We start from the raw sequence: 22,525 nt of genomic DNA on the forward strand, positions 1-22,525 counted from the left end.
TCTGGTCAGGTCAGGTCAGTTCAGGGTCCAGCGTTGGTTCGTGCCGCCGCTGCAGGACCACAGTTGGACCGGTGTGCCGTCGGTGGTCGCCAGGCCGGCGACGTCCAGGCAGAGGCCTGACTGGGCCCCGGTGACGGTGCCGTTCGCGTGGAACTTCCACTGCTGGTTCGGCTGGCCGTTGCAGGACCAGACGATCACCTTGGTGCCGTTGACCGTTCCCTTGGCGCTGGCGTCGAGGCAGAGCGTGGCGCCGCCGACGTTCACGGTCAGCTGGTCCGACGCCGTGCGCGTCCAGGTCTGGTTGGCGCCGCCGTTGCAGGCGTGGATCTGCTGCTGCGTGCCGGGCGTCGTGCTCGTGTCGGTCAGGCACTTGCCCGCGGCCACCGCGCGCAGCGCGCCCGTCGTGCCGCCGGGGGAGGCCGCGTCCAGCCCCATGAAGTGGATCGCGTCGGCGACCATCCTGGTGCCCTGGACCGGGAGTTGGTGTCCCGTTCCGGCGAGGCTGTACGCCTCGACCTGGGTGGTGCCGGCGCTGTTGTCGTAGCGGGTCCGGGTCCAGTTGGCCGCGGGGGTGTCGGTGGCCGACGGCGTCTGGCTCACGCCGAGGACGTCGGTCCACTGCTTGACGGCCTCGCCGAGGTTGTTGTGGCTCAGGATGGTGTCGGCGGTCCCGTGCCACAGCTGCACGCGCGGGCGCGGGCCGGTGTAGCCGGGGTAGCCCGTGTTCCGTACCCAGTTGCCCCACTGCTGCGGCGTCATGGACAGCTGGCCCTGGGCGCACGCCGAGTTCCAGCCGCGTACGGTGCCGGTGGCGAAGCAGTGGTACGGCACTCCCATGAACGATGCGCCCGCCTTGAAGACGTCGGGGTACAGGGCGAGCATCACGTTCGTCATCATGCCGCCCGAGGACTGCCCGGTCACGTACACGGCGTTCGGGTTGCCGCCGTAGCGCTGCTGCGCGTAGGTGATCATCGACATGAGGCCGACGGGGTCGCTGCCGCCGTTGCGGGTCAGCGCCTGGTCCGACGAGACGTCCCAACAGCTTCCGCTCGGGTTCGTCGAGGGGTAGATGACGATGAACCCGTGGGTGTCGGCCTGGGAGGCGAAGTCGGTGCTCGAGTAGAGGTACGGGCCGGAGCCCTGGCAGCCGTGCAGCGCGAGCAGGATCGGCGGGTTGGGCTTGACGCTGTCCGGCACGTACACGTGCATGAGCAGGCCGGTCGGGTTGGTGCCGAAGTTCGTGATCTGGACCAGGGACGCGGCGGCGGCACGCGGGGCCGCCTGCAGGTTCAGGCCGAGCGCGAGGCCGAGTACGGCGATGATGCCGAGCAGCCGGGACGCGACCGTGCGGGGTCGGGACATGGGACCTCTCCGTAGGGATTGCCGAGAGCATGAGGAGGTTCCCGGCGCCACCGCGGAGACAACGCGACCGATACTCGTGCCGGTCCACCGTGTTCGTCAACTGTCCTGACTCGATGGTGTGTTGAGCGGTCATCTCCGCGCCTCCGGTGGGGGCTTACGGGGGTGCGGGGCCCTGTTGAGTGTGTGGTCCGGGTGGCGGGGGAGAGGGTTGCCCCCTGAATAATGTGAGCGCTAACATTCTCGGCGAGGGGCCCGGCGCCCACCCATTCCCCTCGCGAGGTTTTCGTCGTGCTGCCGCGCCCGCGGGGTGTCGGCACGTGCGCTGCGCTGGATGGCGGATCGGCGAATCGGTTCATCCGGCCTGGCCGGGTGACGCAGCGCGAGTGCGGCCGGGAATGGCGGCGGCGCGGCGGCAGCCTTGGCGGCGCGAGGACGGGCGATCGACCCGCCCCGCCGGACAAGGAGACCCCCACCATGAAGACGTTCACGCGTCTTGTCGCCCTCGCGGCCTGTACGGCCGCGGCGGCTCTCGTCGCCGTCCCCGCGGCGCAGGCCGTGCCCGCGGGTGCGCAGGCCGCCGCCGGCTGCCGCTACTACTACACCAGCTACTTCACGGGCCCTAACGGCGAGAAGACCGGCAGCGGCGAGTACGTCGAAGGCGACCACGACCCCGAGGGCCGTATCTGCCGCAACGGCTGGTGGGTGTCCCCGTACGAGCTGGACGACCCGGCGGTCGCCGTCCGCTGACCCGCCGGTGACGCGAGGCCGCTCCGGCGGCCTTTCGTCATGTTCACCCGGCAGCCGGTGCGTCGTCAGCGGTAGCGGATGTGCAGGTGGTTGTCGTGGTTCGGGTACTGCGTGGTCAGGCCCTCGGAGATGAGCGTCGGGTCGTTGAAGTAGATCAGCTCGATGTGGCCGGGGGCCGCCGCGCGGATGGCCTGCACGAGCTGTCGGGTCGCCGCCCGGTCGTAGGTCCCGGACTGCCATGTGATCCGGCCCGCGCCGCACTGGGCCGAGTCGGTCCGGATCGGCCAGACGTCGATGTCGAGCCCCACCTCGTGACTGGCGTGACCCGGGATGTCGCCGCCGTGCTCGAAGCCGGCGTCACCCATCGGCACCTTGCCCTGGCCGGTCGAGGCGAAGGCGGAGGCGGCGGCTTCGAGTTGGGCGACGGCGGCGGCGGTGGCCCAGTTCGCGTCGGCGTTGCCGTCCGGGTTCTGGTCGCAGACGGCGGCGAAGTCGACGAGTTCGTAGTGCCAGACGAGGTTGCGCCAGGTGTCGGGACCGACGATGCCGTCCGCGGCGAGGCCGGCGTGGCTCTGGAAGGTCTTCACCGCCGTGGTGGTGGCGGGCCCGAAGTCGCCGTCGACGGCGAGTCCCGCGGCGCGCTTGGCGTTGAGCAGGTACTGCACGGCCCTCACGGCGGGCCCGTTGTCGCCCTGGCGCACCGTGACGACGAGCCGCCCCCAGGTGCCGGCGCCGACGACGCCGTCCGCGGCGAGACCCTTCGCGCTCTGGAACGACGTGACGGCGGACACCGTGCCGGAGCCGAAGACCCCGTCGGTGGCCACGGTGTGGCCGTGCGCGGCGAGCAGGTGCTGAAGGGCGACGACGTCGCTGCCTCGGTTGCCCGAGCTCTGTACGTGGTAGGAGGCGCCGGCGAATGCCTGGGCCGGTGCACCGGCCTGGACGAACAGGGCCGTGATCACGGCAAGGAACACGGCGATCCGGGCGCTTTGCCTGCGCGGCAGACCGGACGATCGGAGCATGGCGCGATCCCTCTCGTGACGGGAGTCGGGGCGGGGTTGGGTGTCGGCGGCGGGGTTCGTGACGGTAGCGCTCGTCGGACGCGGGACGGAAGCACGCTGGATCGATACGTCGTTCCTACGGGGCCCTCCGTCCCGGCCTCTCCGTCCCGGCCCCTCCGTCCCGGCCCCTCCGTCCCGGCCTGGCCGTGGGGCATAACGCGGGTCTTATGTCCGAAGGGATGGCCTCTGTTCGTCATGTCCACATCCATACTCGGCGGCAATGACACCCGAACCCCCACGATCGGAGTGGACGTTGCGACCCAACAGATGGACGGCGGCCGTGACAGCGATGGCGCTGTCCGCGAGCCTCGCCGGAGCCCTCGCCGGAACGGCGTCGGCGGCACAGCCGGGATCGGCACAAACGGCGTCGGCCCAGAAGGACAGCCCCGTGACCCGCGCGGTCGCCGCCGCCGACCTCGCGGTCGACAGCGGGCTCGACACGCTGGTCAACTCGGCCCAGGAACAGTACGAACGGCGTCTCGTCACCCCTTGGGTGAAGGACCTCTACTCGGTCTCCTACGAGCGCAGCTACCGGGGCCTGCCGGTCGTCGGCGGTGACGCCGTGGTCCTCGCCGACGGTACGGGCAAGATCCGCGCCCTCCAGTCGGCCTCCGCCGTGCGCATCGACGTCGCGACCCGGCCGTCGGTCACCGCGAAGAAGGCCGAGACGACCGCTCGGAAGGAACTGGCCTCGGTCGACAGGGCCGAGAGCGGCCGGCTGGTCGTCCGCCTCAAGGACGACAAGCCGAAGCTGGCCTGGGAGACCGTGCTGCACGGCCGTACCGCGAGCGCGCCCAGCAAGCTGCACGTCTTCGTCGACGCCCGTACCGGCGCCGTCATCGACAGCTACGACGACGTGGTGGCGGGCACCGGCAACAGCAAGTGGAACGGGCCCGGGCCGATCACCATCGACACCACCGCCTCCGGCTCCACCTACTCGCTCCGCGACCCGAGCCGGACCGGCCTCAGCTGCGCCGACTACAGCACCAACACCGTCTTCTCGAAGTCCTCCGACTCCTGGGGCACCGGAAACCCCACGAGCAAGGAGACCGGCTGCGTCGACCTGATGTTCGCCGCGCAGAAGCAGTGGGACATGCTCAGCCAGTGGCTCGGCCGCAACGGCGTCAACGGGAACGGCCGCAGCTTCCCCGCCAAGGTCGGTCTGAACGAACTGAACGCGTACTGGGACGGCAGCGCGGTGACCATCGGGCGCAACAGCGCCAACGAGTGGATAGCCGGAGTGGACGTGGTGGCCCACGAGTACGGGCACGCCATCGATACCAACACCCCCGGCGGCACCAGCGGGCAGGAGGCCGGGCTCGGCGAGGCCACGGGTGACATCTTCGGCGCCCTGACCGAGGCGTACATCAACCAGCCGGCCCCCTACGACGTCCCCGACTACACGGTGGGCGAGGTCATCAACCTCCAGGGCCGCGGCCCGATCCGCAACATGTACAACCCGCCGGCCGTCAACAACGACCCGGCCTGTTACAGCTCGTCGATCCCCGGCACCGAGGTGCACGCCGCCGCGGGCCCGCTGAACCACTGGTTCTACCTGCTGGCCGAGGGCACCAATCCCGGCGGCGGCAAGCCCAGCAGCACCACCTGCAACCAGAGCACCCTGACGGGCGTGGGCGTACAGACCGCGGGCAAGATCTTCTACGGCGGCATGCTGCTCAAGACCAGCAGCATGAGCTACAAGAAGTACCGTACGGCGACGCTCAGTTCCGCGAAGTCCCTCGACGCGACCTGCGCTCTCTTCCTCAAGACGAAGGCGGCCTGGGACGCGATCAGCGTGCCCGCGCAGACGGCCGACCCGACCTGCACCCCGACCGGTCAGAACGACGACTTCTCGATGTCGCTGAACCCGTCCTCCGGCACCGTCCAGCAGGGCGGCTCCGTGACCACCACCGTCGGCACCGCCGTCACGACCGGCGTCGCGCAGTCGGTGACGCTGACCGCCACCGGCCTGCCCTCCGGCGTGACCGCCTCCTTCAACCCCGCGACGGTGCAGTCCGGACAGTCCTCGGTGCTGACCCTGACCGCCACCTCGAACGCGGCGCCCGGCACGTCCACGGTCGTCGTCAAGGGCCAGGGCACCACGCTGTCGCACACCACCGACTACACGCTCAACGTCGGCGGAACCCAGCCCGGCAACGACCCGCCGGACGTCAACGTCGCCAACGTGCAGGCGCACCTGACCCAGTTCAACACGATCGCCTCCCAGAACGGCGGCAACCGCCGCGCGGGCAGCGCCGGTTACACGCAGTCGCTGGCCTACGTGAAGGGCAAGCTCCAGGCCGCCGGTTACACGGTGACCGAGCAGAACTGCACCTCCTGCACGTACCCCTCGAACAACCTGATCGCCGACTGGCCCGGCGGCCCCGACGACCAGGTCGTCATGTTCGGCGCGCACCTGGACGGCGTCTCGGCCGGCCCCGGCATCAACGACAACGGCTCGGGATCGGCGGCGCTCCTGGAGAACGCCCTCGTCCTCGCCCAGAAGAACCCGACGATGACCAAGCACGTGCGCTTCGCCTGGTGGACCGACGAGGAGCAGGGCCTCAACGGCTCCGCGTTCTACGTCAACCGGCTCACCGCCACGCAGCGCGCGGCCGTCAAGGCGTACTACAACTTCGACATGGTCGGCTCCACCAACGGCGGCTACTTCATCAACAACCTCAACTCCACCGCCGCCGCGCCCCTCAAGGCGTACTGGACGTCCCTGAACCTGGCGCCCGAGGAGAACACCGAGGGCCAGGGCCGCAGCGACGACTACTCGTTCCAGCAGGGCGGCATCGCCACCTCCGGGTACGCGGCCGGCGCCAGCGCCCGCAAGACCACGGCGCAGGCGCAGAAGTGGGGCGGCACCGCCAACACCGCCTACGACTCCTGCTACCACAGCGCCTGTGACACCACGAACAACATCAACGCGACGGTCCTGAACCGCAGTTCCGACGGCATCGCCTACGCCCTCTGGAAGCAGGCCGTCGGCGGCACCGCCCCGGCCCAGGACTTCTCGGTCGGCGTAAGCCCGTCCGCGGGCAGCACCGCCCCCGGCGGGTCCGTCTCGGCGACGGTCAACACCGCCACCGTGAGCGGCGCCGCCCAGACCGTCGGCCTGTCCGTCTCCGGCGCGCCGGCCGGCGTGACCGCCACGCTCAGCCCGACGTCCGTCCAGTCCGGCAGCTCCTCGTCCCTGTCCGTCCAGGTCGGCGCGAGCACCACGCCCGGCACCTACACCCTGACGGTCACCGGAACGGGCACCGTCAGCCACACCACCACGTACACGCTGACCGTCACGGGCGGGGGCGGATCCTGCACGCCGCGCCAGCTCGTCGTCAACGGCGGCTTCGAGAGCGGCAGCAGTCCGTGGACCGCGACCGCGGGTGTGATCACCAACGACGCGCGTCAGGCCGCGCACGCGGGCAGCTACAAGGCGTGGCTGGGCGGAAGGGGCACCAGCTACACGGAGAACGCCGCGCAGTCCGTGTCCATCCCCTCGGGCTGCACCTCGTACCGGCTCTCGTTCTTCGTCCACATCGACACGGACGAGACCGAGAACGTCGCCTACGACGTGGCCACGGTCAAGGTGGGCGGCCAGCAGGTGGCCTCCTACTCCAACCTGAACGCGGCCGCGGGCTACGTCGAGAAGTCCTACGACCTCTCGGCCTTCGCGGGCCAGACCGTCAGCCTCGCGTTCACGTCCGTGGAGGACGCGTCCCTGCAGACCTCCTTCGTCCTGGACGACGTCTCGATCCAGGTGAGCTGAGGCACGGCACCCTCTGAGGGAGAGCGTCAGTAGTTCGTGAGCTTGATTCGGTCTGCGGGAGTGCCCTGAGGGGTGCTCCCGCAGTCGCGTGGGTCTGACGCGCGTCGGTCATCCCGTCGCCTCCGTCGCTCCCGTCGCTTCGGCCGCGCCGCCCGGCAGGGGCCGGGTGCGTGTGCCCCACCGGGCGAGGGCCGGGCCGGCGGCGCCCAGTGCCGCGAAGAACACCGCCAGCAGCAGCCAGCCCTTCGTGCCGAGGCCGAGGACCACCGTGGTGAGGACCGCGGGGGCGAGAGCCTGGCCCGCGCTGAAGCCGAGACCGAGGACGCCTTGGTACTGGCCCTGTGCGTGGTCGGGGGCCAGACCGAAGCCCAGGGCGTAGCCCGCCGACGACTCGTAGACCTCTCCCAGGCTGTGGACGAAGATCGCGGTCAGGACCAGTCCTGCCGCGGCCCAGACCGGGGTGTACGCGGCCAGCGCCATCGTCGGACAACTGACGAGGAAGAGCAGCCCGGCCGTGCGGAACGCCCGGCCTCCGTCGTGCGGGGTCTCGACGCGCGAGCCGATCCTTGTCTGCGTGAGCACACAGAAGAGGGAGTTGACGGCGAACAGCGCGGCGACCGTCCAGCGCGGCGCTTCGGTGTGCTCGGAGATCCAGATCGGCAGGAGCAGCGAGACCACCGGGTACTGCAGCCCCATCGCCCCGTAGAGCGCGGTGAACGCGAGGAAGGGGCGATCCGCGAGCACGAGCCAGCGCCGCTGTCGCGCCGGTGCCGCCAGTACCGGATAGCGGGGGAGCAGGAGCAGAAGCAGCGCGCACAGGGCGAAGCTCGCCGCGTTGCCGAGGATCAGCGCGACATAGGCGCCACGGGTGCCCGCGGCCAGCGCGAGGCCCGCACCCACCGTTCCCAGGATGACGCCCAGGTTGACGAACGTGCGCAGCTTCGCGCGGAACCGCGCCGGGCGCTCACCCCCGACCCGGGCCACCAGAGCGCCCGCCGCCGCCCCGCCGGCCGCCGCGGCGACCTGGTCGACCGTAGCGACCGCCGCGAGCGCGGCCCAGCTCTCGACGAGGACGAGGGCCGCCATCGACACCGCCTGGACCGCGAGGGCCACCATCATGACCGCACGCGTGCCGCGCCGGTCGGCCAGATGCCCGCCCGGTATCCCCGCGCACAGGCCGACCAGTCCGGCGAGGGTGAGCGCCGCACCGACCTGGACGGCGGGCAGGCCCACGACCAGCGTGAAGTAGAGCGCCGAGGCCGCGTTGAACAGACCGTTGCCGACCCGGTTGACGAAGCTGGTGGCGATCAGCACGCGTTCCGGCCCGGTGTCCCCCACCATCCGGCCTATGCGGCAGGCCGGGCCGACCGGACCACCTTTGATCATGATCGGCAGGCTAACAGCGTCGGCCGCGAGGCCGACGGCGGATTGTGCCGGGCGATCCGTCTCGCCCGAGTCTCGGGAAATCGTCCGACGCCGAGGATGGGGACGGAACGCCCAAGGCCGACTTGCGGGGTGTCGGGGGCGGAGAGCTACTGGTAGAGGAGGGAAGCGCGGCAGACGCCGGCGCTGTCGGTCGTGGTGGCGCTTCCGCCGTCACCCCGCGACACGTCGCGACCGGATTGGCCGAGCCGCTGACCGAGGGGGATTCCCCGTCATGAGCTCCGACACGGTGATCAGCATCCTGCGCCCGCAGGACCTGCTCTGCCTCGCATGCGAACTGGTCAATCTGCGCGCCTCCGCCGACGGGCGGAGCCTGGTGCCCCGGGACCCGGCGGCGGAGTCGTACGTCATCGTCGGCCTGCCCTCGCAGGCCATGGCCGAGGCCGTTCAGCAAGGCCCGCTGCCGCTGCCTCCGCCGCTGCGCACCGTGGTGGCGGGTCCCTCGCGACTGGTCTTCCGGTTGCCGCCCGGAGCGAGTGTTCCCCTCACCGTCGAGGGTCTCCTGAGGTGGCGGGACTGGATGCCCGTGGTGGCACCCACCGCGCTGCCGCGGGACACCCCGCCCCACGCGGGCATCCCGCCGTCCGCGCCGCCCACGGCGCGCGAGACGGCCATCGAGTTCCCCTGGCGGCTGCTGCTCTCGCCGGACCGTGACGGTCAGTGGCAGACGGAGAACGGAGCCTCCGACTCCCCGTACCACCAGCTCTGGAGCGCGGTGCTGCGGACGAAGGACGGGCCCGGGGGCGATCTGCGGGCGCTCGCGGCCGTCGAGGGCTTCGAGGTCCCGGGGTTCACGCCCTCCCTCAGAACGGGGAGCCGACGGCAGGTCGCGCGGCTCAGCTCCGACTTCCACCTGCCGGTCGCCGACGGCGGGCACTTCACCCCGGTGCCGCTGCGGGCCAAGCGGATGGAGTTGACCACGCTGGGCGCGAACGTCGAGATGGAGGCCGGCTGGGCCTACCCGGAGTATCCGCCCGGTGCGGAGCCTCCCGGGTACGTGGCGCTCGACCTGCGGCAGTACCAGCACACGGCCGCCCTGGGGCGCGACCATCTGGTGCGGACGGTGACCGTGGGCTACCTGTGCCCGACCGGCCACCGGGCCGTGGTGCTGGAAACGGTCGAGCGCGTTCCCTGGCCCGTCCAGCACGGCGACGGGCACGAGACACGGGGCGTACTGGTCAGAACCGCCGAGCTGATCGTCCAGCAACCCGTCGTCGAATACGGGCCGTTGGCGGGCGCGTTCGCGCGGGGCGGCCGCGAGTTCCCCTTCACCAAGGTCCGCATCACCACCACGTCCGCGCGGATCTCTCCTCGGGACCCGGACGACGGACCGTTCTGGCTGTTCGATCCGGACGGGGAACGGCTCCCGCTCCGCGCCGTCGGCGAGGACGTCGTGGGGAACCCGGTGGACTTCTCCCTCCCCATGGTGTTCGTCCCCTACCGGTACATCGGAGACCACGAGAGCCTCTTCTTCACCTACTTCAGCCCGGGGTTCGAGGACGCCAGGACGGTTCGGCTCCACGGGCAGACCGTCGCCTTCGCGGCCGACGCCGGGCGACCCGGCTCCACGGCCCTCAAGACGAGCAGCGTCACCCTCACCATCGAACTGCCGCCGGGAGTGCCCAACCCGAACCCGGACCTCCCCGTCCACGCGGAGGCGGCACCGGCGTCGTACATCCCGCGCTTCCTGCCCCGCGTTCACGACATCGTGGCCGCCGTCCCCGCCGTGGACGACCTGCTCGGAACCGCCGGGGCGCCACGCGCACTGGTCTGGGACACCGTCTACCTGAACCACGGCTTCGGTGCCGCCAACCGGGCGCAGACCTTCGTGACGCTCACGGCGGACCTTCCCGTCGGCCTCTCCCCGCAGCGCGGTGGGGGACTGGCCAGTCCCGCTCTGACGGCGAAGGCGCTGTCCCGGACGCTGGGCCCGGTCTCCGCCCCCGACGCGCTCCAGGCGGGCAAGGTCGACCTCTCGGTCTTCGACGGCATGAAGTTCCTGGGGACCGTCACCCTGAAGGACCTGCTGGACGGCCAACGGATGGGATTCGTCGGGGGAGACACCGCGGACGCACCCGTGTCCCAGGCCCAGCTCGACCAGCGGGACTTCCTGGTCAACCCGCCCCGCGTCACCACACGCCGGCTGCCCGCGAGCGGACCGGAGCCCGAGCGTGTGGAGACACGCTTCCTGTGGAAGCCGCCCCTGACCAAGGCGAAGACGGAGTTCCTGGACCTCAAGTCAGCCGACCTGCTCCTCGACGTCCGTACGTCGCGGGTCCACGGGGCCGAACCCGTGACCGTCGCCCTCGGCCGGCTGCGGGGAGCGAGGTTCACCTTCGCGGGCGCCATGACGACGAGGATCGGGGTCCTCGCCTTCCGGTCCGAGAGCGGCAAGAAGGTCGACGTGGAGGCCAGGGACGTCCACGTCGACTTCGTGGGACCCCTGGCCTTCGTCAACACCCTGCGGGACGTCCTTCCCGCCGACGGCTTCTCCGACCCTCCGTTCCTGACAGTCGACGCGCAGGGGGTGGTGGCCGGCTACACCCTCGGCGTACCCACCGTCGCCGTGGGCATCTTCAGCATCCAGAACATCGCCGTCACCGCCGCACTCTCCCTCCCCTTCACGGACCGGCCGGCGGGCATGCGCTTCGCCCTCGCCGAGCGCCACAAGCCGTTCCTGGTCACCGTCAGCCTCTTCGGCGGCGGCGGCTTCTTCGCCGTCGAGGCCGGCGCCAAGGGCCTGGAACAGGTGGAGGCCTCCATCGAGTTCGGCGCCAGCGTCAGTCTCAACCTCGGCGTCGCGTCCGGCGGGGTCTCCGTGATGGCCGGGATCTACTTCGGCATGAAGGGCGCGAGCGTCGAGCTCACCGGATACCTGCGGTGCGGCGGGTACCTCGACATCCTCGGCCTGATCTCCCTCTCGGTCGAGTTCTACCTGGCCTTCACGTACCGCGACAAGGACGGCGGGGGAAGCGAGGTGTGGGGACAGGCCTCCCTCAGGGTGAGCGTCAAGATCGCCTTCATCAGCACGTCCGTCACGCTCTCCGTCGAACGCCGCTTCGCGGGCGCGGGCGGTGACCCCAGCTTCGCGGACTCCGTCACCCCGGCCCAATGGACCGACTACCTGAAGGCGTTCGCATGATGCGCCACCAACTCGTCCAGTGGATCCTGCTGCCGGCCGGTGTCACCGACGCCGGGCGGCCCCGCGCCTCGGTCTTCGTCGCACCGCGCCTGCGCCCCGGCGGGGCGGCAACGCTCGCCGACTTCCCCGACTTCGAGGACTGGCGCTCGGTACTGGACGGGCTCGATCTGGCGCTGGAGCGGCCGGACGGCGCCGTCGAAGCTCCCGCGCGGGTGGACGTCTCCGCCTCCCGGGGGCTGTGGTCGGCGCTCTTCCCCCCGACGACGACCGTCCGCCCCTTCGCCTTCGAGGACTTCGCGGACCGGCCCCTCGTCAGCTTCCCGGTCGAGGAGGTACTCGGCTACCTGCGCGACCGCTGGGCCGCACTCGCCTACGAGGCACGCGACGACCTTCCCGTCACCCACCACAACGCGTCCCCGATCGGAGGGCCGTCCACCGGCCCGGACGGCGAGCCCCCCTACACCCTCGTGGACCACTTCGAGGAACTCCTGGCGGCGGCGCGCCTCGGGGTCTTCGAGGGAGACGCGGGCGGCGATGCGCTCTCGGAACGACTGCGCGGCCTCCTGGACGACGCGGCCGCGGAGGCCCGGGACCTGCGCCTGCGGCACGAAACCCTCGTCCAGGACCTCATCCGGCCCTTCGGCTCGGGTGACGCCGACCCGGCCGCCGCGCTCTACGCCCTCGCCGGGTTCCACGCCCGCCCGTCCACGGAGGCACCGAGGACGTTTCCCGCCGACCGCGACGAGGCCCGGGACCGGTGGGCCGAGACCCACGACTTCCACGACGACCTCGCCGGACTGGGCGACCACCCGGCACTCCTGCGCCGCCTCGGACTCGTCCTGGACCTGGAGCTGCCGACCGGCTTCGTGCCGGAGACGGCGGACGCGGACCCGGCCGGCGCCCTGCGGCTGCGGGTGCGACGCCCCTCCGCCTTCCCGCCCCGCGCCGACGACCCCGACGCCGACACCTGGACCGTGGACGTGACCCCGTGGACCTGGTGCCGGCTGACCGAGGTCGGCGGGAAGATGTTCTTCGAGCCCGCCGAACGGACCGACCGGGGCGACCTCGCCCACGGATTCCTCCACATGGACCCCGACCGCTACAGCCTGGTCACCGCGGACGTGGACGGCCTCGGCCTGAAGGCCCTGAACATGGCCGCGACCCTGCAACGCCAGGAGGACCAGGCCCAACGACCGGTCGAAGAACCCGAGCGGGACGGCGTCCCCACCGCCCGGACCGGCGGCCTCTCCGTCGTCCACGCCCAGCACGCCGAGGAACTGCACGAGGACTTCTACCGGGCACGCCTCAACAACGACGCCCTGGAACAGGACCCCGACAACCCACCGGACCTCGCCGCCGAAGACCTGACGCGCGGCTACCGCGTCGACATCCGTACGGACGAAGGCTGGCACTCCCTGCACCGCCGGCACGTCGTCTACACCCCTGAGCGCGACCCGGCCGAACAGCTCACCGCCGACGACGAGGGCTGCGTCCAGCTCTCCCTGACCGCCGAGGCGGACACCCCGGCGGCGCCCGCCGACCCGGACCGTCCGCTGTACGCCCACGAGGCACTGGTCACCTGGGACGGCTGGAGCCTGTCGGCACCGAGGCCGGGGCAACCCGTCGCCCAGGAACCCGAACCGCCCGAGGCCGGGCCGGACGTGGCCGGCCCCCGGCTGACCGTCACCACCGACGCACCCGGCGGGACGCTCCCCAGACTCCGCTTCCGCTCCCGCTACCAGGTCCGCCTGCGGACCGTGGACCTGGCCGGAAACGCCCACGACCCGTCCGAGGCCGACCCGCTCATGGACGCACTCGAAGGAACCGGCGACGACCAGTACGTGTGCTCCACCCCCAAGGACGGACTGCCCTACCTCCGCTTCGAGCCGGTTCCCCCGCCAGAGCTCGTGCCCCGCTTCCCGTACGGCCCCGGCGAGGGCCTGGAACGACTCGCCATCCGCAGTACGCCCGGACGCTCGGCCGCGGAGTACGCCGAGGCAAGTCAGTCGGCGACCGCCCCCTCCGCACGGTTCCGCGCCTTCTGCGACCGGCACGTCGCCGCGCCCAAGGCCTCACTCCACCTGACCGAGACGCACGGGCGGCTCGACGGGACCATCGACGCCGTCCACGGCCCGGACCCCGCGGCGGCGGCCGCGGCGGCGCGGTCCGCGTACACGTACGCGACCAGGGAGAGCCGGAGCTTCCGCGACGATCCCGGAGCGCCGGAGGACCCGGAGGAGTACCTGTGGATCGACGCGGACGCCGTGGTCCTGCCCTACCTGCCGGATCCCCTGTGCGCGGGGGTGAAGGTACGGGTCACGCTCCGCCCCGGCTCCCCGGAGGAGACCCTGGACATCCCCTTCGACATGACCTACGCGGACCAGGAAGGGGAATGGCGTGTCCCGCAGCCCCTCCGGCTGCGCCTGGCGGAAGGAGACCTGGGCGCCGCGTACGACGGTGCCGACGAGCTGATCACGATCGCGCTCCCTCCGGGCCACACGGCCCGGCTGCGGCTGTCCTCCCTCTTCCTCGACGACCCCGGCGTCTTCGCCCTCCTGGGCTGGTGCGAGGAGGTGCTCGGTGACGCGGACCTGGAGGACGTGCGGGAGGCCATCAGGGCGGGCACGCACTGGATGACCGCACCCTGGCGAGAACTGACCCTGGTGCACGCCGTCCAGCGTCCCGTCGAATCACCCCAGTTCGTGCTGACGAAAGCGGACGGCGGCCAGGCGACGTCCCTGGTACGGGCGGCCGGCGCCACCGCGGCCGACCTGCGCGGCTTCCTGCGCCTCCACCAGGCGTCCACCGCCCGACTGGACCTGAACGCCGCATGGGACGAGGTCGAGGACGACGGCGTCACGCCCTACCCGGACGAGGACGCCATGGTGCGCCCGACCGGGACCCCCGTCTTCTCCCTGCCGGTGCCCGAACCCTTCGGCACCCAGTGGCTGCCCGAGATCGAGCCGCTCCTCGGCCCGTTCGACTCCGCCCACCTGCCTTTCAGCACACGGGGAGAGGAGCACAGGACACCGGAGGAGACCCGGACGGCGCTCCTGGCGGAGGCCGCCGCACCGGGACTCGACGCCGCGGAGCGACGACGGCTCGAAGCCGGGGCGGCGCAGATCGAGACCTTCAGGGCCCACGAGTTCGGTGACACGAAGAACCGTCGCGTCACGTACCGGTGCAGCGCCGCCACCCGGTTCCGCGAGTACTTCGATCCCGCCATGCCGGCGGAGGACGGGATCCTCGCCTCCGACCCGGTCACCGTCCTCGTCCCGAGCAGCGCCCCGCCCGCCAAACCGGACGTCCTCCAGGTCCTGCCGCTCATGAGCTACCGCCAGCGCCGTCGGCCCGACGGCTCCGTGATCAGCGAGCGCGAGAGCGTCGGCCTGCGGGTGTGGCTGGGCAGGCCGTGGTTCTCCTCGGGCGCCGAGGAGAAGCTGGCGGTCGTCTGCCACAACGGACTGCTGAGCCCGCTCGTCGAACTGTCCCGTGAGATCACGTGCCTGGTCCGCGACCCCGTCCACGTCTCGGCCGTCCCCGAGCTTCTGGAGGCCTCGGACTTCGAGAACGGCGACGTGGTGCGAGACGTCCCGCTGTACGGGTCCCCGCTCCGCCGGGACATCGTCGCCTTCCGTCCCGTGTGGGACGCCCGCAGGCAGGCCTGGTACGTCGACCTGGAGTTCCCGACGGGCACGGCGTACTTCCCGTTCGTCCGGCTGGGGCTCGCCCGCTACCAGGAGCACTCCCTCGCCTCCTGCGAACTGTCCCCGCTCGTGCCCACGGCCTTCGTCCAGACCGTGCCGGACCGCACCCTCACCTGTGCGGTCACGGGCGCGCGGGCCGACGTCACCCTGAGCGGCCCGGCACCCTCCGCCTCCGCCGACGCCGAGGGACACCTCGTCGCCGGCTCCAACCTGGTCGCCGCCGTCATCGAGACCCAGGCTCCGGCACTCACCGACCCGTACGTCGGCTGGACCGCGGCCGGCCCCGAGACCCTGCTCGCCTGTACGCCGAACGGAGATGGCACAGCCGTCTGGAGAGGGAGCGTCCCGCTGCCGCCGGTTCCGGGGACGAGGCACCGGCTCGCGGTACGGGAGTACGAGCGGCACGCCGCCGACGACCGGTCGGCCTCGCCCTCGGTCCGCCTCACCGAGGCGCGGCGGCTCGTCCACGCGGACGTGGTCCCGCTGTGACCGGTCCGCGACTCAGCCGGCCAGGTCCGTGATCACCTCGGCGCCCGGGATCCGGGCCGTCGCCCAGCCGGGCAGGATGAGCTTGCCGCGGCGGCGGCCGCTGCCGACGAGGACGTGCGGGGCCGCCACCACGGCCTCGTCGATCAGCAGGGGCCATGCCGAGGGAAGGCCGATCGGGGTGATGCCGCCGTACTCCATGCCCGTCTCGCCGACGGCGGTGTCCATGGGGGCGAAGGAGACCTTGCGGGCCTCCAGGTGCTTGCGGACCGCCTTGTTGACGTCCACGCGCGTGCCGGCCAGGGCCAGGCAGGCGGCGAGGGTGACGGTGCCGGCGCGCTTGGCCGCGACCACCACGCAGTTCGCGGAGAGCTCCGGCGGTACGTCGTAGGTCTCGCCGAACACCGCCGTGTCGGCCTTGTCGGGGTCCGTGTCCACGTACAGCACCGCCTCGGCGGCGTCCCGGGCCTCCCAGTTCTTCAGGGCCTCCGCGACGGGTCCGACGAGTCGGTCGAGGACGTCCAGGGCGACGAAGGCGGAGGAGAAGGTGCCGAAGGGCGGCTGCGGGGATGCGTTCGCGTTCACAGGAGGGACTCTAACCCGGCGTCATGGGCCGGGGCCCGGGCGGAAGTGACCGCCCGGGCCCCGGCGTTGGGCGTCAGGCGCAGGCGCTCCCGTTCAGGGTGAAGGCCGCGGGGGACGGAGCCGTACCGGTGTGGCTGCCCTGGATGCCGAAGCTCACGGTCGCGCCGGGGGCGATCGTGCGGTTCCAGTCCAGGTTGCGGGCGCTGACGGCGGTGCCCGTCTGGGTGACGGCGGCGTTCCACGCGCTCGTGACGCTCTGGCCGGCCGGGTACGTCCAGGCCAGCTGCCAGCCGTCCACGGCCGTCGGGCCGGTGTTCTTGACGGTGACGGTCGCCGTGAAGCCGGTGTTCCAGACGTTGTTCGGCGTGTACGTCACCGCGCAGGCGGCGGTCGGGGTGGGCGGCTCGCCGCCGGTGGAGGACCGCTCGGCGGCGTAGGCGGAGAGCCAGGCCAGCGGGGCGTTCCAGTTCACCGCCACTTCGTTGGTCGAGTACGAGTCGATGTGGTCGACGTAGCAGGCGGCGGGGGCGCAGCCGCGCAGCCTCGCCTCGGCCACCGGGTCCTGGAGCCCGCTGTTGGGGCCGCCCGCGAGGGAACCGGCCGGCGGGTGGGGGAGCGAGGCGTCCAACTGGTGGGCCCAGAAGCGGTGGTGCTGGTTCTGCGAGGACGTCTCGCCGTAGCCGGTGACGTAGGACTGGCCCAGGGCGTTGCGGCCGAGGAGGTAGTCCAGGGTCTCCAGGGCTCCGGCGCGGTAGCGCGCGTCGCCCGTCAGCTCGCCCGCGACGGCCATGACGACGGCGTCGTTGGCGACCTCGCCGTTCGAGCCCCAGAAGTAGCCGTCCGCGGGGACGGGCACCGCGTACCCCTGGGCGGACATCCGGGAGAGGTAGCCGTCGGCCGCCGCCGTGACCGAGGCGCGGACGCGGGTCAGGTCGGAGGCCGGAAGGCCGTTGGGGACCGTGGCCAGGACGAGCCGCCCGAGCGCGGCGGTGTCGGCCCAGCCGAAGCCGTACGCGCTGAAGGCGTCGGCGGAGGTGTGCCAGGGCGAGGAGGTGACCGCGTCCCGGTACGCGCTCTCGCCGGTCGCCGCGTACAGCTCGGAGGCGGCCCAGTAGAACTCGTCGGTGACCCGGTTGTCCTCGTAGGCGCCTCCGCCCGTGCTGTCGGAAGCCGGCGCGTACAGGGCCGGATTGGCCTGGGCGGCGGTCCAGGCCCGGCGCGCGGCGGACAGGCAGCGGTCGGCGTAGGCGGAGTCGTACGGCCGGAACACCCGGGCGCACTGCGCGGCGGCCGCCGCGAGGTTGAGCGTGGCCGCCGTGGACGGGCGGTGCAGTTCGCGCGGCTGGGCGTCCTGGTCGGGGCGGAGCGGCATCCCGGTCCAGGCCGCGTCGTGGATCTTGTGGAAGGCCATGCCCGCGTACTGCTTGCCCTCGGGCACCTGCATCCTGAGGAGGAAGTCGAGCTCCCAGCGCGCCTCGTCGAGGACGTCGGGCACGCCGTTGCCGCGCTCGGGGACGCGCAGGGTGGAGTCGCCGAGCGCCGCTCCCTTGCCCGCCCGCTCGGCCCGCTCGAAGGAGTTCACGAGCAGCCAGGTGGAGAGGCCGCCGTTCACCACGTACTTGCCGTGGTCCCCGGCGTCGTACCAGCCGCCCCTGACGTCCTGGGTGTAGTCGCACACCGTGGCCTGGCAGGGGACGGATATGTCGCCCTTGTTGGGGGCGATCCCGAGGTGGGCGGCCGGGCGCGCGTACGCGGAGCCGACGAGGGAGGCGTCGATCGCGATGCCGCTGCGCTGGTGGTGGAAGAAGGCCATCGCGTCGGACCGCAGGGTGTCGTACAGGTTCGCGCGGATGTCGAACGGGACGCTGCTGGTGCCGTCGACGGTCAGGACGTACCCGGTGCCCGTGGCCCGGTGCGCGGAGAAGTCCGCCACCTGGACGGACTGCCCGGAGGGGGCGTCCGCGCCGCGCGGGACGGTCGAGCCGTAGGCGACCACCGTCCCGGACGCGTCGCGCAGCTGCCAGGCGAGGGCCTGCGTCGCCGTGGTGACGACGGTGGCGCGCTTCGGTCCGTCGGGGAGGTAGCCGACCTGGTTGACGCGTACGGCTCCGGTCGCCGCTGCCGCCGTCGTTGCCGTGGTGGCCGACGTGCCGGCGACGGCCGGTGCGGTCGCGAGACCACCGACGAGGAGGGCGCCGGTCAGGAGCGTGGCGGAGAGGCGCGCGGCGGAGAGGTGCGCGGCGGGCAGACGCGCGGCGGAGGGGCGCGAGGGCGACGGGTCGCGGAGTAACGCGAGCGGGGTGGGGGGCATGTGCGGCTCCTTCGGGAGGGCGGGGCTTTCCGGACAGGGCCTGGGGGAGGCCGGGGCGGGAGCGCGCCCACCGCTGTCGGCGGTGGTCCTGACGGCGCTCCCGCCGGGGTTCAGCGCTGGAAGGTCAGCCGGGGTGCCGCGTTGCGCGCCAGCGCGTGGGCCTGGTCGGCCCACCAGGCTCCGGCGGGCGGGTCGACGATCCCGTACTCGGGGTCGATCGTGCCGCCGGTGTTGCGGGTGCAGCTGCCGTCGGACTCGCCGGGGATCTTGATCCACAGATAGGCGTCGACGAGCGGGACGCCGGTGTCGGCGGTCGGGCGCGGCCCGAGGCCGCGGCCGGGCGCGTTGCACCAGATCTCCGGATCGCCGGTGTACTTGCCGGGCTCCGGGGTCCAGGCGCCCCGGCCGTTGCGGCTGGTGTCGATGACGAAGTGGCGCAGCGCCTCGGCCGGCGGCGTGCCCACGTTCTGGTCGAACCAGGCGTCGGTCCAGCGCCAGGTGGCGGGGTCGGCGGAGTCGACCGCTCCGCCCGGGGTTCCGTCGTTGGGCGCCGCGGGCGAGTAGTACTGCGAGGCGCACCAGTCGGTGTGGCCGCGGGCCCATTCGGGGCCCTCGGTGGCGTACCACATGCACTGGGCGATCCAGGTGCCGTAGCGCGCGTTGTGGTCGGTGGGGTGGGTGTTGGAGACGTTGAGGGCGAAGCCGTCGCTGTCCCGGACGCCGGCGTCGAGCAGCCGTCGCGCGATGTCGCCGACGGGCCGCCACTGGACGTTGCCCGCGTCGAGGTACACCGCGGTACGGCCCTGGGCCTTGAGGGTCCTCACGGCGTACGCGAGGTCGGCGACCCGGGCCGCCGTGAGCTCGCCGGTCGGGTCGACGCCGGGTCCGCAGTCGCTGGGGAGGAGTGCGAGGCCGTCGGGTTCGACCACGACGACGGCCTTGCCGTCGCCGATGCCGGCGGCGAAGGCGTCGATCCACCGCCGGTAGGCGGCGGAGGATGCGGCGCCGCCACTGGAGTACTGCGAGCAGTCGCGGCCCGGGACGTTGTACGCGACCAGGACGGGCGTCCGGTTCACGACGCGGGCCTCGCGGACGAGGCCCTTCACCTTGGCGCGGACCTCGTCGGGGGTGCCCTGGGTGAACCACTCGGCCTGGGGCCAGCTCGCGAGCCTGGCCATGTTCACGGCGTTGGCGAGGTCGCCGTTCTTGAGGTCGGTGAGTGCCTGCCCGGCGGCCTTGCTCTGCGGGTCGACGTAGAACTTCGTGGCCGGGGTGAGCGGGTCGGCGTCGGGCGCGGCCTGCGCCTGCCCCTGTGTCGCGGTGAGGGCGGCACAGGCCGCGAGCGCCGCGAGGGCGGCCGTCGCGCGGCGCCGGAGGACGCGTGACTTCATGAGGGCTCCTGGTCGGAGGGGTGGGGGGTTATCGGAGGCGTGGGGGGTAGGGGGGCCGGGCGTCAGTAGCCGTAGATCATCTTGTAGGCGACCTCGGGGAGGAACTGCCCGGCCGTGGACCCGGCCCCGACGCCGCAGTTGCCGTCGGACTCGCCGGGGGCCTTGACCCACAGGAGCATCTCGGCGCCGCCGCCGAGCTGCGTGGGGGTGCCGATGCGGCGGCCCGCCGCGTTGCACCACTCGCCGTTGGCGCCGTTGCCGTTGCGGCTGGTGTCGACGACGAACGGCTTGGTGTAGCCGTAGCGGGCGCTGAGTTCGCCGTTGACGGCGTTGCCGTAGGCGGTGTTCTGGGCGGTGGTGTAGTAGTTCGAGATGTTGAGGGAGAAGCCGTGCGCCTGGCGGAGTCCGGCCTCGTGGAGGCGCTGGGCCATCGTCGCCGCGCTCACCCACCCGGGGTTCCCGGCGTCGAGGTAGACCCAGGTGTTCGGGGCCTGGCGGCCGAACTCGGCGAGGGCGCCGCTGATCATGGTCTGGCGCTCGCGGATCTGGGTCTGGTTCAGACAGCCGTAGTCCGCGAGGGAGTCCGGTTCGAGGAGGACGACGGCCGGCCGGGCGGCGATCCCGCCGGCGAACTGGGCGATCCAGCTCGCGTACGCGGACGGGGACGCGGCGCCGCCCGAGGACTGGCCGCCGCAGGAGTCGCGGAGGTAGATGTTGTAGGCGACCATGACGGGCAGCTTGTCGCGGGCGTCCGCCGCCCCGGCGTACGCGCCCGTGGCGGTGCCGATCGTGCCGCTCCAGGAACCGAACCAGCGGGCCATGGGGGTGTTGGCGAGCGACGCGTTGACCGCGGGGGCCCGGCCGTCGCCGGGGTTGGCGGCGACCCATCGCTTCGCGCTCGAATCCGGGTCCACGTAGAACCCGCTCGTCAGGGTGGTGGGATCCGCGGCGTGGGCGGACGGCGCGACGGCCAGCGCCAACGGCACGGCGGCAAGGGCGGCGACGAGGGCGCGGATTCTGCGGCGCATGACGGTACCTCGGTTTCCTGACGGCGGACGCGTCACCCGGTCTCGTCCCGAGCCGGGTGACGCGGTGAGGACGTGCGGTGGTACGAGGTCACTCCGGCCCCGCGGAAAGCCACGGAGGTGCTTGGGAGCGCTCCCACTGGAAGCGGTACCAGTCGGCGGTTCCGGGGCCGAGGTGTGGCCGTATCGTGTGGTGCGCCGATCTGCACTGTCAAGTACCGCCACTTAAAGAGCACTTCACAGGAGTGAGGGGAAGGTTTACAGTCCTGAAACTGGAAGCGCTTCCAGTCTTCCAGCCGTGAGGGGCAGGGGCCGGGAGGCGGACCATGGCGCAAGGAGTGCCGCACCGGCAGTCGACGCTCGACGAGGTGGCCGAACTGGCGGGCGTCTCGCGGTCGGTGGCCTCGCGGGTGCTCAACAACGCCCCGCACGTCAGTCGCGCCAAGCGGGAAGCGGTCGAACGGGCCGTCCACCAGCTGGAGTACGTACCGAATCCCACCGCCCGCGCGCTGGCGACCCGGCAGACCGGCGCGGCCGCGCTGGTCGTCGCGGGGGAGGATCCGTCGATCTTCGCGGACCCGTTCTTCGCCCGGGTGATCGTGGGCGCCTCGGCGGCGCTGGAGGAGGCCGACCTGCACCTGATGCTGTGTCTCGCCGCCTCCGACCGGGGGCGGCGGCGCGTGGAGCGGCTGCTCCGCTCCAAGGGGGCCGACGGCGTGATGCTGATGGCGCTGCGCGAGGACGATCCCCTGGTCCGCGTGGCCGAAGAGGCGGAGATGCCCGTGGTGTTCGGCGGGCGGCCGGTCGGCGCGGACCCGCGGTGGTACGTGGACGTCGACAACCTCGGGGGAGCCCGTGCGGCCACCGAGCACCTGATCGCGCTCGGCCGGACCCGCGTGGCGACGATCTGCGGGCGGCCGGACACCGAGGTGGGCCGCACCCGCCACCGCGGCTACCGGGACGCGATGCTCGCGGCGGGCCTGGCGCCGTACCCGCCGGAAGCCGGTGACTTCACCGAGCCGAGCGGGGCCGCCGCCATGGCCGCGCTGCTGGCGCGCCACCCGGACCTGGACGGGGTGTTCGCCGCCAGCGACAACATGGCGGCGGGGGCGCTGCGCGTGCTGCGCGAGGCCGGCCGCCGTGTCCCCGCCGACGTCGCCGTGGTCGGCTTCGACGACCTGGCCGTGGCCCGGCTCGCCGAGCCGCCGCTGACCACGGTGCACCAGCCCGTCGAGGGCCTCGGCCGCGAGATGGCGCGGATGCTCGTCGCACTCGTCGAGGGGCGGACTCCCACCCCTCTCATCCTCCCCACGCGTCTGGTCCTCCGCGGCAGCGCCTGACCGGCCGTCGCTCCTCTTCGCCTGCGGGGAACCGCCGCAACGTCGCCGGTGACGCGTGTTAACGCTCACAATCACCTGCCGTTAACGGGGCCCTCCACCCCCTCCTGGCGGATCAAGAACAGGTAACAGCCGTACAGGCCCTTGAGTTACGGC

General features: G+C 72.2%; 12 protein-coding genes. 5 read left to right on the top strand and 7 right to left on the bottom strand.

Features of this window, described 5'->3' with window-relative positions; translation table 11 throughout:
• Positions 1–15: 15 nt before the first annotated feature.
• The gene (locus tag ACFC0Z_RS03510; RefSeq protein WP_376432274.1) at positions 16–1,362 is read right to left on the bottom strand and encodes a PHB depolymerase family esterase; all 1,347 of its coding nucleotides are present in this window, start codon (positions 1,360–1,362) and stop codon (positions 16–18) included.
• Positions 1,363–1,836: 474 nt separating this feature from the next.
• Here ACFC0Z_RS03510 and ACFC0Z_RS03515 point away from each other — a divergent pair, with 474 nt between their 5' ends.
• Positions 1,837–2,109, top strand: coding sequence for a hypothetical protein (locus ACFC0Z_RS03515; protein WP_376432276.1), 273 nt, complete (start codon positions 1,837–1,839; stop codon positions 2,107–2,109).
• A 65-nt stretch (positions 2,110–2,174) separates the two neighbouring features.
• Here the strand turns inward: ACFC0Z_RS03515 and ACFC0Z_RS03520 are convergent, their stop codons facing one another.
• Positions 2,175–3,131, bottom strand: a complete 957-nt coding sequence (locus tag ACFC0Z_RS03520) for a penicillin-insensitive murein endopeptidase (RefSeq protein WP_376432278.1) — start codon at positions 3,129–3,131, stop codon at positions 2,175–2,177.
• A gap of 328 nt (positions 3,132–3,459) precedes the next feature.
• Here ACFC0Z_RS03520 and ACFC0Z_RS03525 point away from each other — a divergent pair, with 328 nt between their 5' ends.
• Entirely contained in the window at positions 3,460–6,942 is a 3,483-nt protein-coding gene (locus tag ACFC0Z_RS03525) for a M28 family peptidase (protein ID WP_376433436.1), read from the top strand.
• A 108-nt stretch (positions 6,943–7,050) separates the two neighbouring features.
• Here ACFC0Z_RS03525 and ACFC0Z_RS03530 read toward each other — a convergent pair whose 3' ends face one another.
• The gene (locus ACFC0Z_RS03530) at positions 7,051–8,328 is read right to left on the bottom strand and encodes an MFS transporter (protein ID WP_376432279.1); all 1,278 of its coding nucleotides are present in this window, start codon (positions 8,326–8,328) and stop codon (positions 7,051–7,053) included.
• A gap of 271 nt (positions 8,329–8,599) precedes the next feature.
• On the opposite strand from ACFC0Z_RS03530, the gene ACFC0Z_RS03535 reads away from it, so the two are divergent.
• Entirely contained in the window at positions 8,600–11,527 is a 2,928-nt protein-coding gene (locus ACFC0Z_RS03535) for a hypothetical protein (RefSeq protein ID WP_376432281.1), read from the top strand.
• Positions 11,524–15,723, top strand: a complete 4,200-nt coding sequence (locus ACFC0Z_RS03540) for a hypothetical protein (RefSeq protein ID WP_376432283.1) — start codon at positions 11,524–11,526, stop codon at positions 15,721–15,723. Before ACFC0Z_RS03535 ends, ACFC0Z_RS03540 begins: the two co-directional genes overlap by 4 nt.
• Before the next feature lie 12 nt (positions 15,724–15,735).
• Here the strand turns inward: ACFC0Z_RS03540 and ACFC0Z_RS03545 are convergent, their stop codons facing one another.
• The 4 genes from ACFC0Z_RS03545 to ACFC0Z_RS03560 form a co-directional block, all read right to left on the bottom strand.
• Entirely contained in the window at positions 15,736–16,305 is a 570-nt protein-coding gene (locus ACFC0Z_RS03545) for a YbaK/EbsC family protein (protein ID WP_376432285.1), read from the bottom strand.
• Between the two features lie 73 nt (positions 16,306–16,378).
• Complete coding sequence (locus ACFC0Z_RS03550) at positions 16,379–18,616, bottom strand: glycoside hydrolase family 9 protein (protein WP_376432287.1); 2,238 nt, start codon at positions 18,614–18,616, stop codon at positions 16,379–16,381.
• A 110-nt stretch (positions 18,617–18,726) separates the two neighbouring features.
• Complete coding sequence (locus tag ACFC0Z_RS03555; protein WP_376432289.1) at positions 18,727–20,007, bottom strand: glycoside hydrolase family 6 protein; 1,281 nt, start codon at positions 20,005–20,007, stop codon at positions 18,727–18,729.
• A gap of 62 nt (positions 20,008–20,069) precedes the next feature.
• Positions 20,070–21,035, bottom strand: coding sequence for a glycoside hydrolase family 6 protein (locus ACFC0Z_RS03560; RefSeq protein WP_376432291.1), 966 nt, complete (start codon positions 21,033–21,035; stop codon positions 20,070–20,072).
• A gap of 323 nt (positions 21,036–21,358) precedes the next feature.
• Between ACFC0Z_RS03560 and ACFC0Z_RS03565 the strand changes: the two genes are divergently transcribed.
• On the top strand, positions 21,359–22,372 hold the full coding sequence (locus tag ACFC0Z_RS03565) for a LacI family DNA-binding transcriptional regulator (protein WP_376432293.1): 1,014 nt from the start codon (positions 21,359–21,361) through the stop codon (positions 22,370–22,372).
• Positions 22,373–22,525 lie beyond the last annotated feature (153 nt).

The sequence above is a fragment of the Streptomyces sp. NPDC056144 genome, assembly GCF_042264145.1.
Taxonomy (GTDB): Bacteria; Actinomycetota; Actinomycetes; order Streptomycetales; family Streptomycetaceae; genus Streptomyces.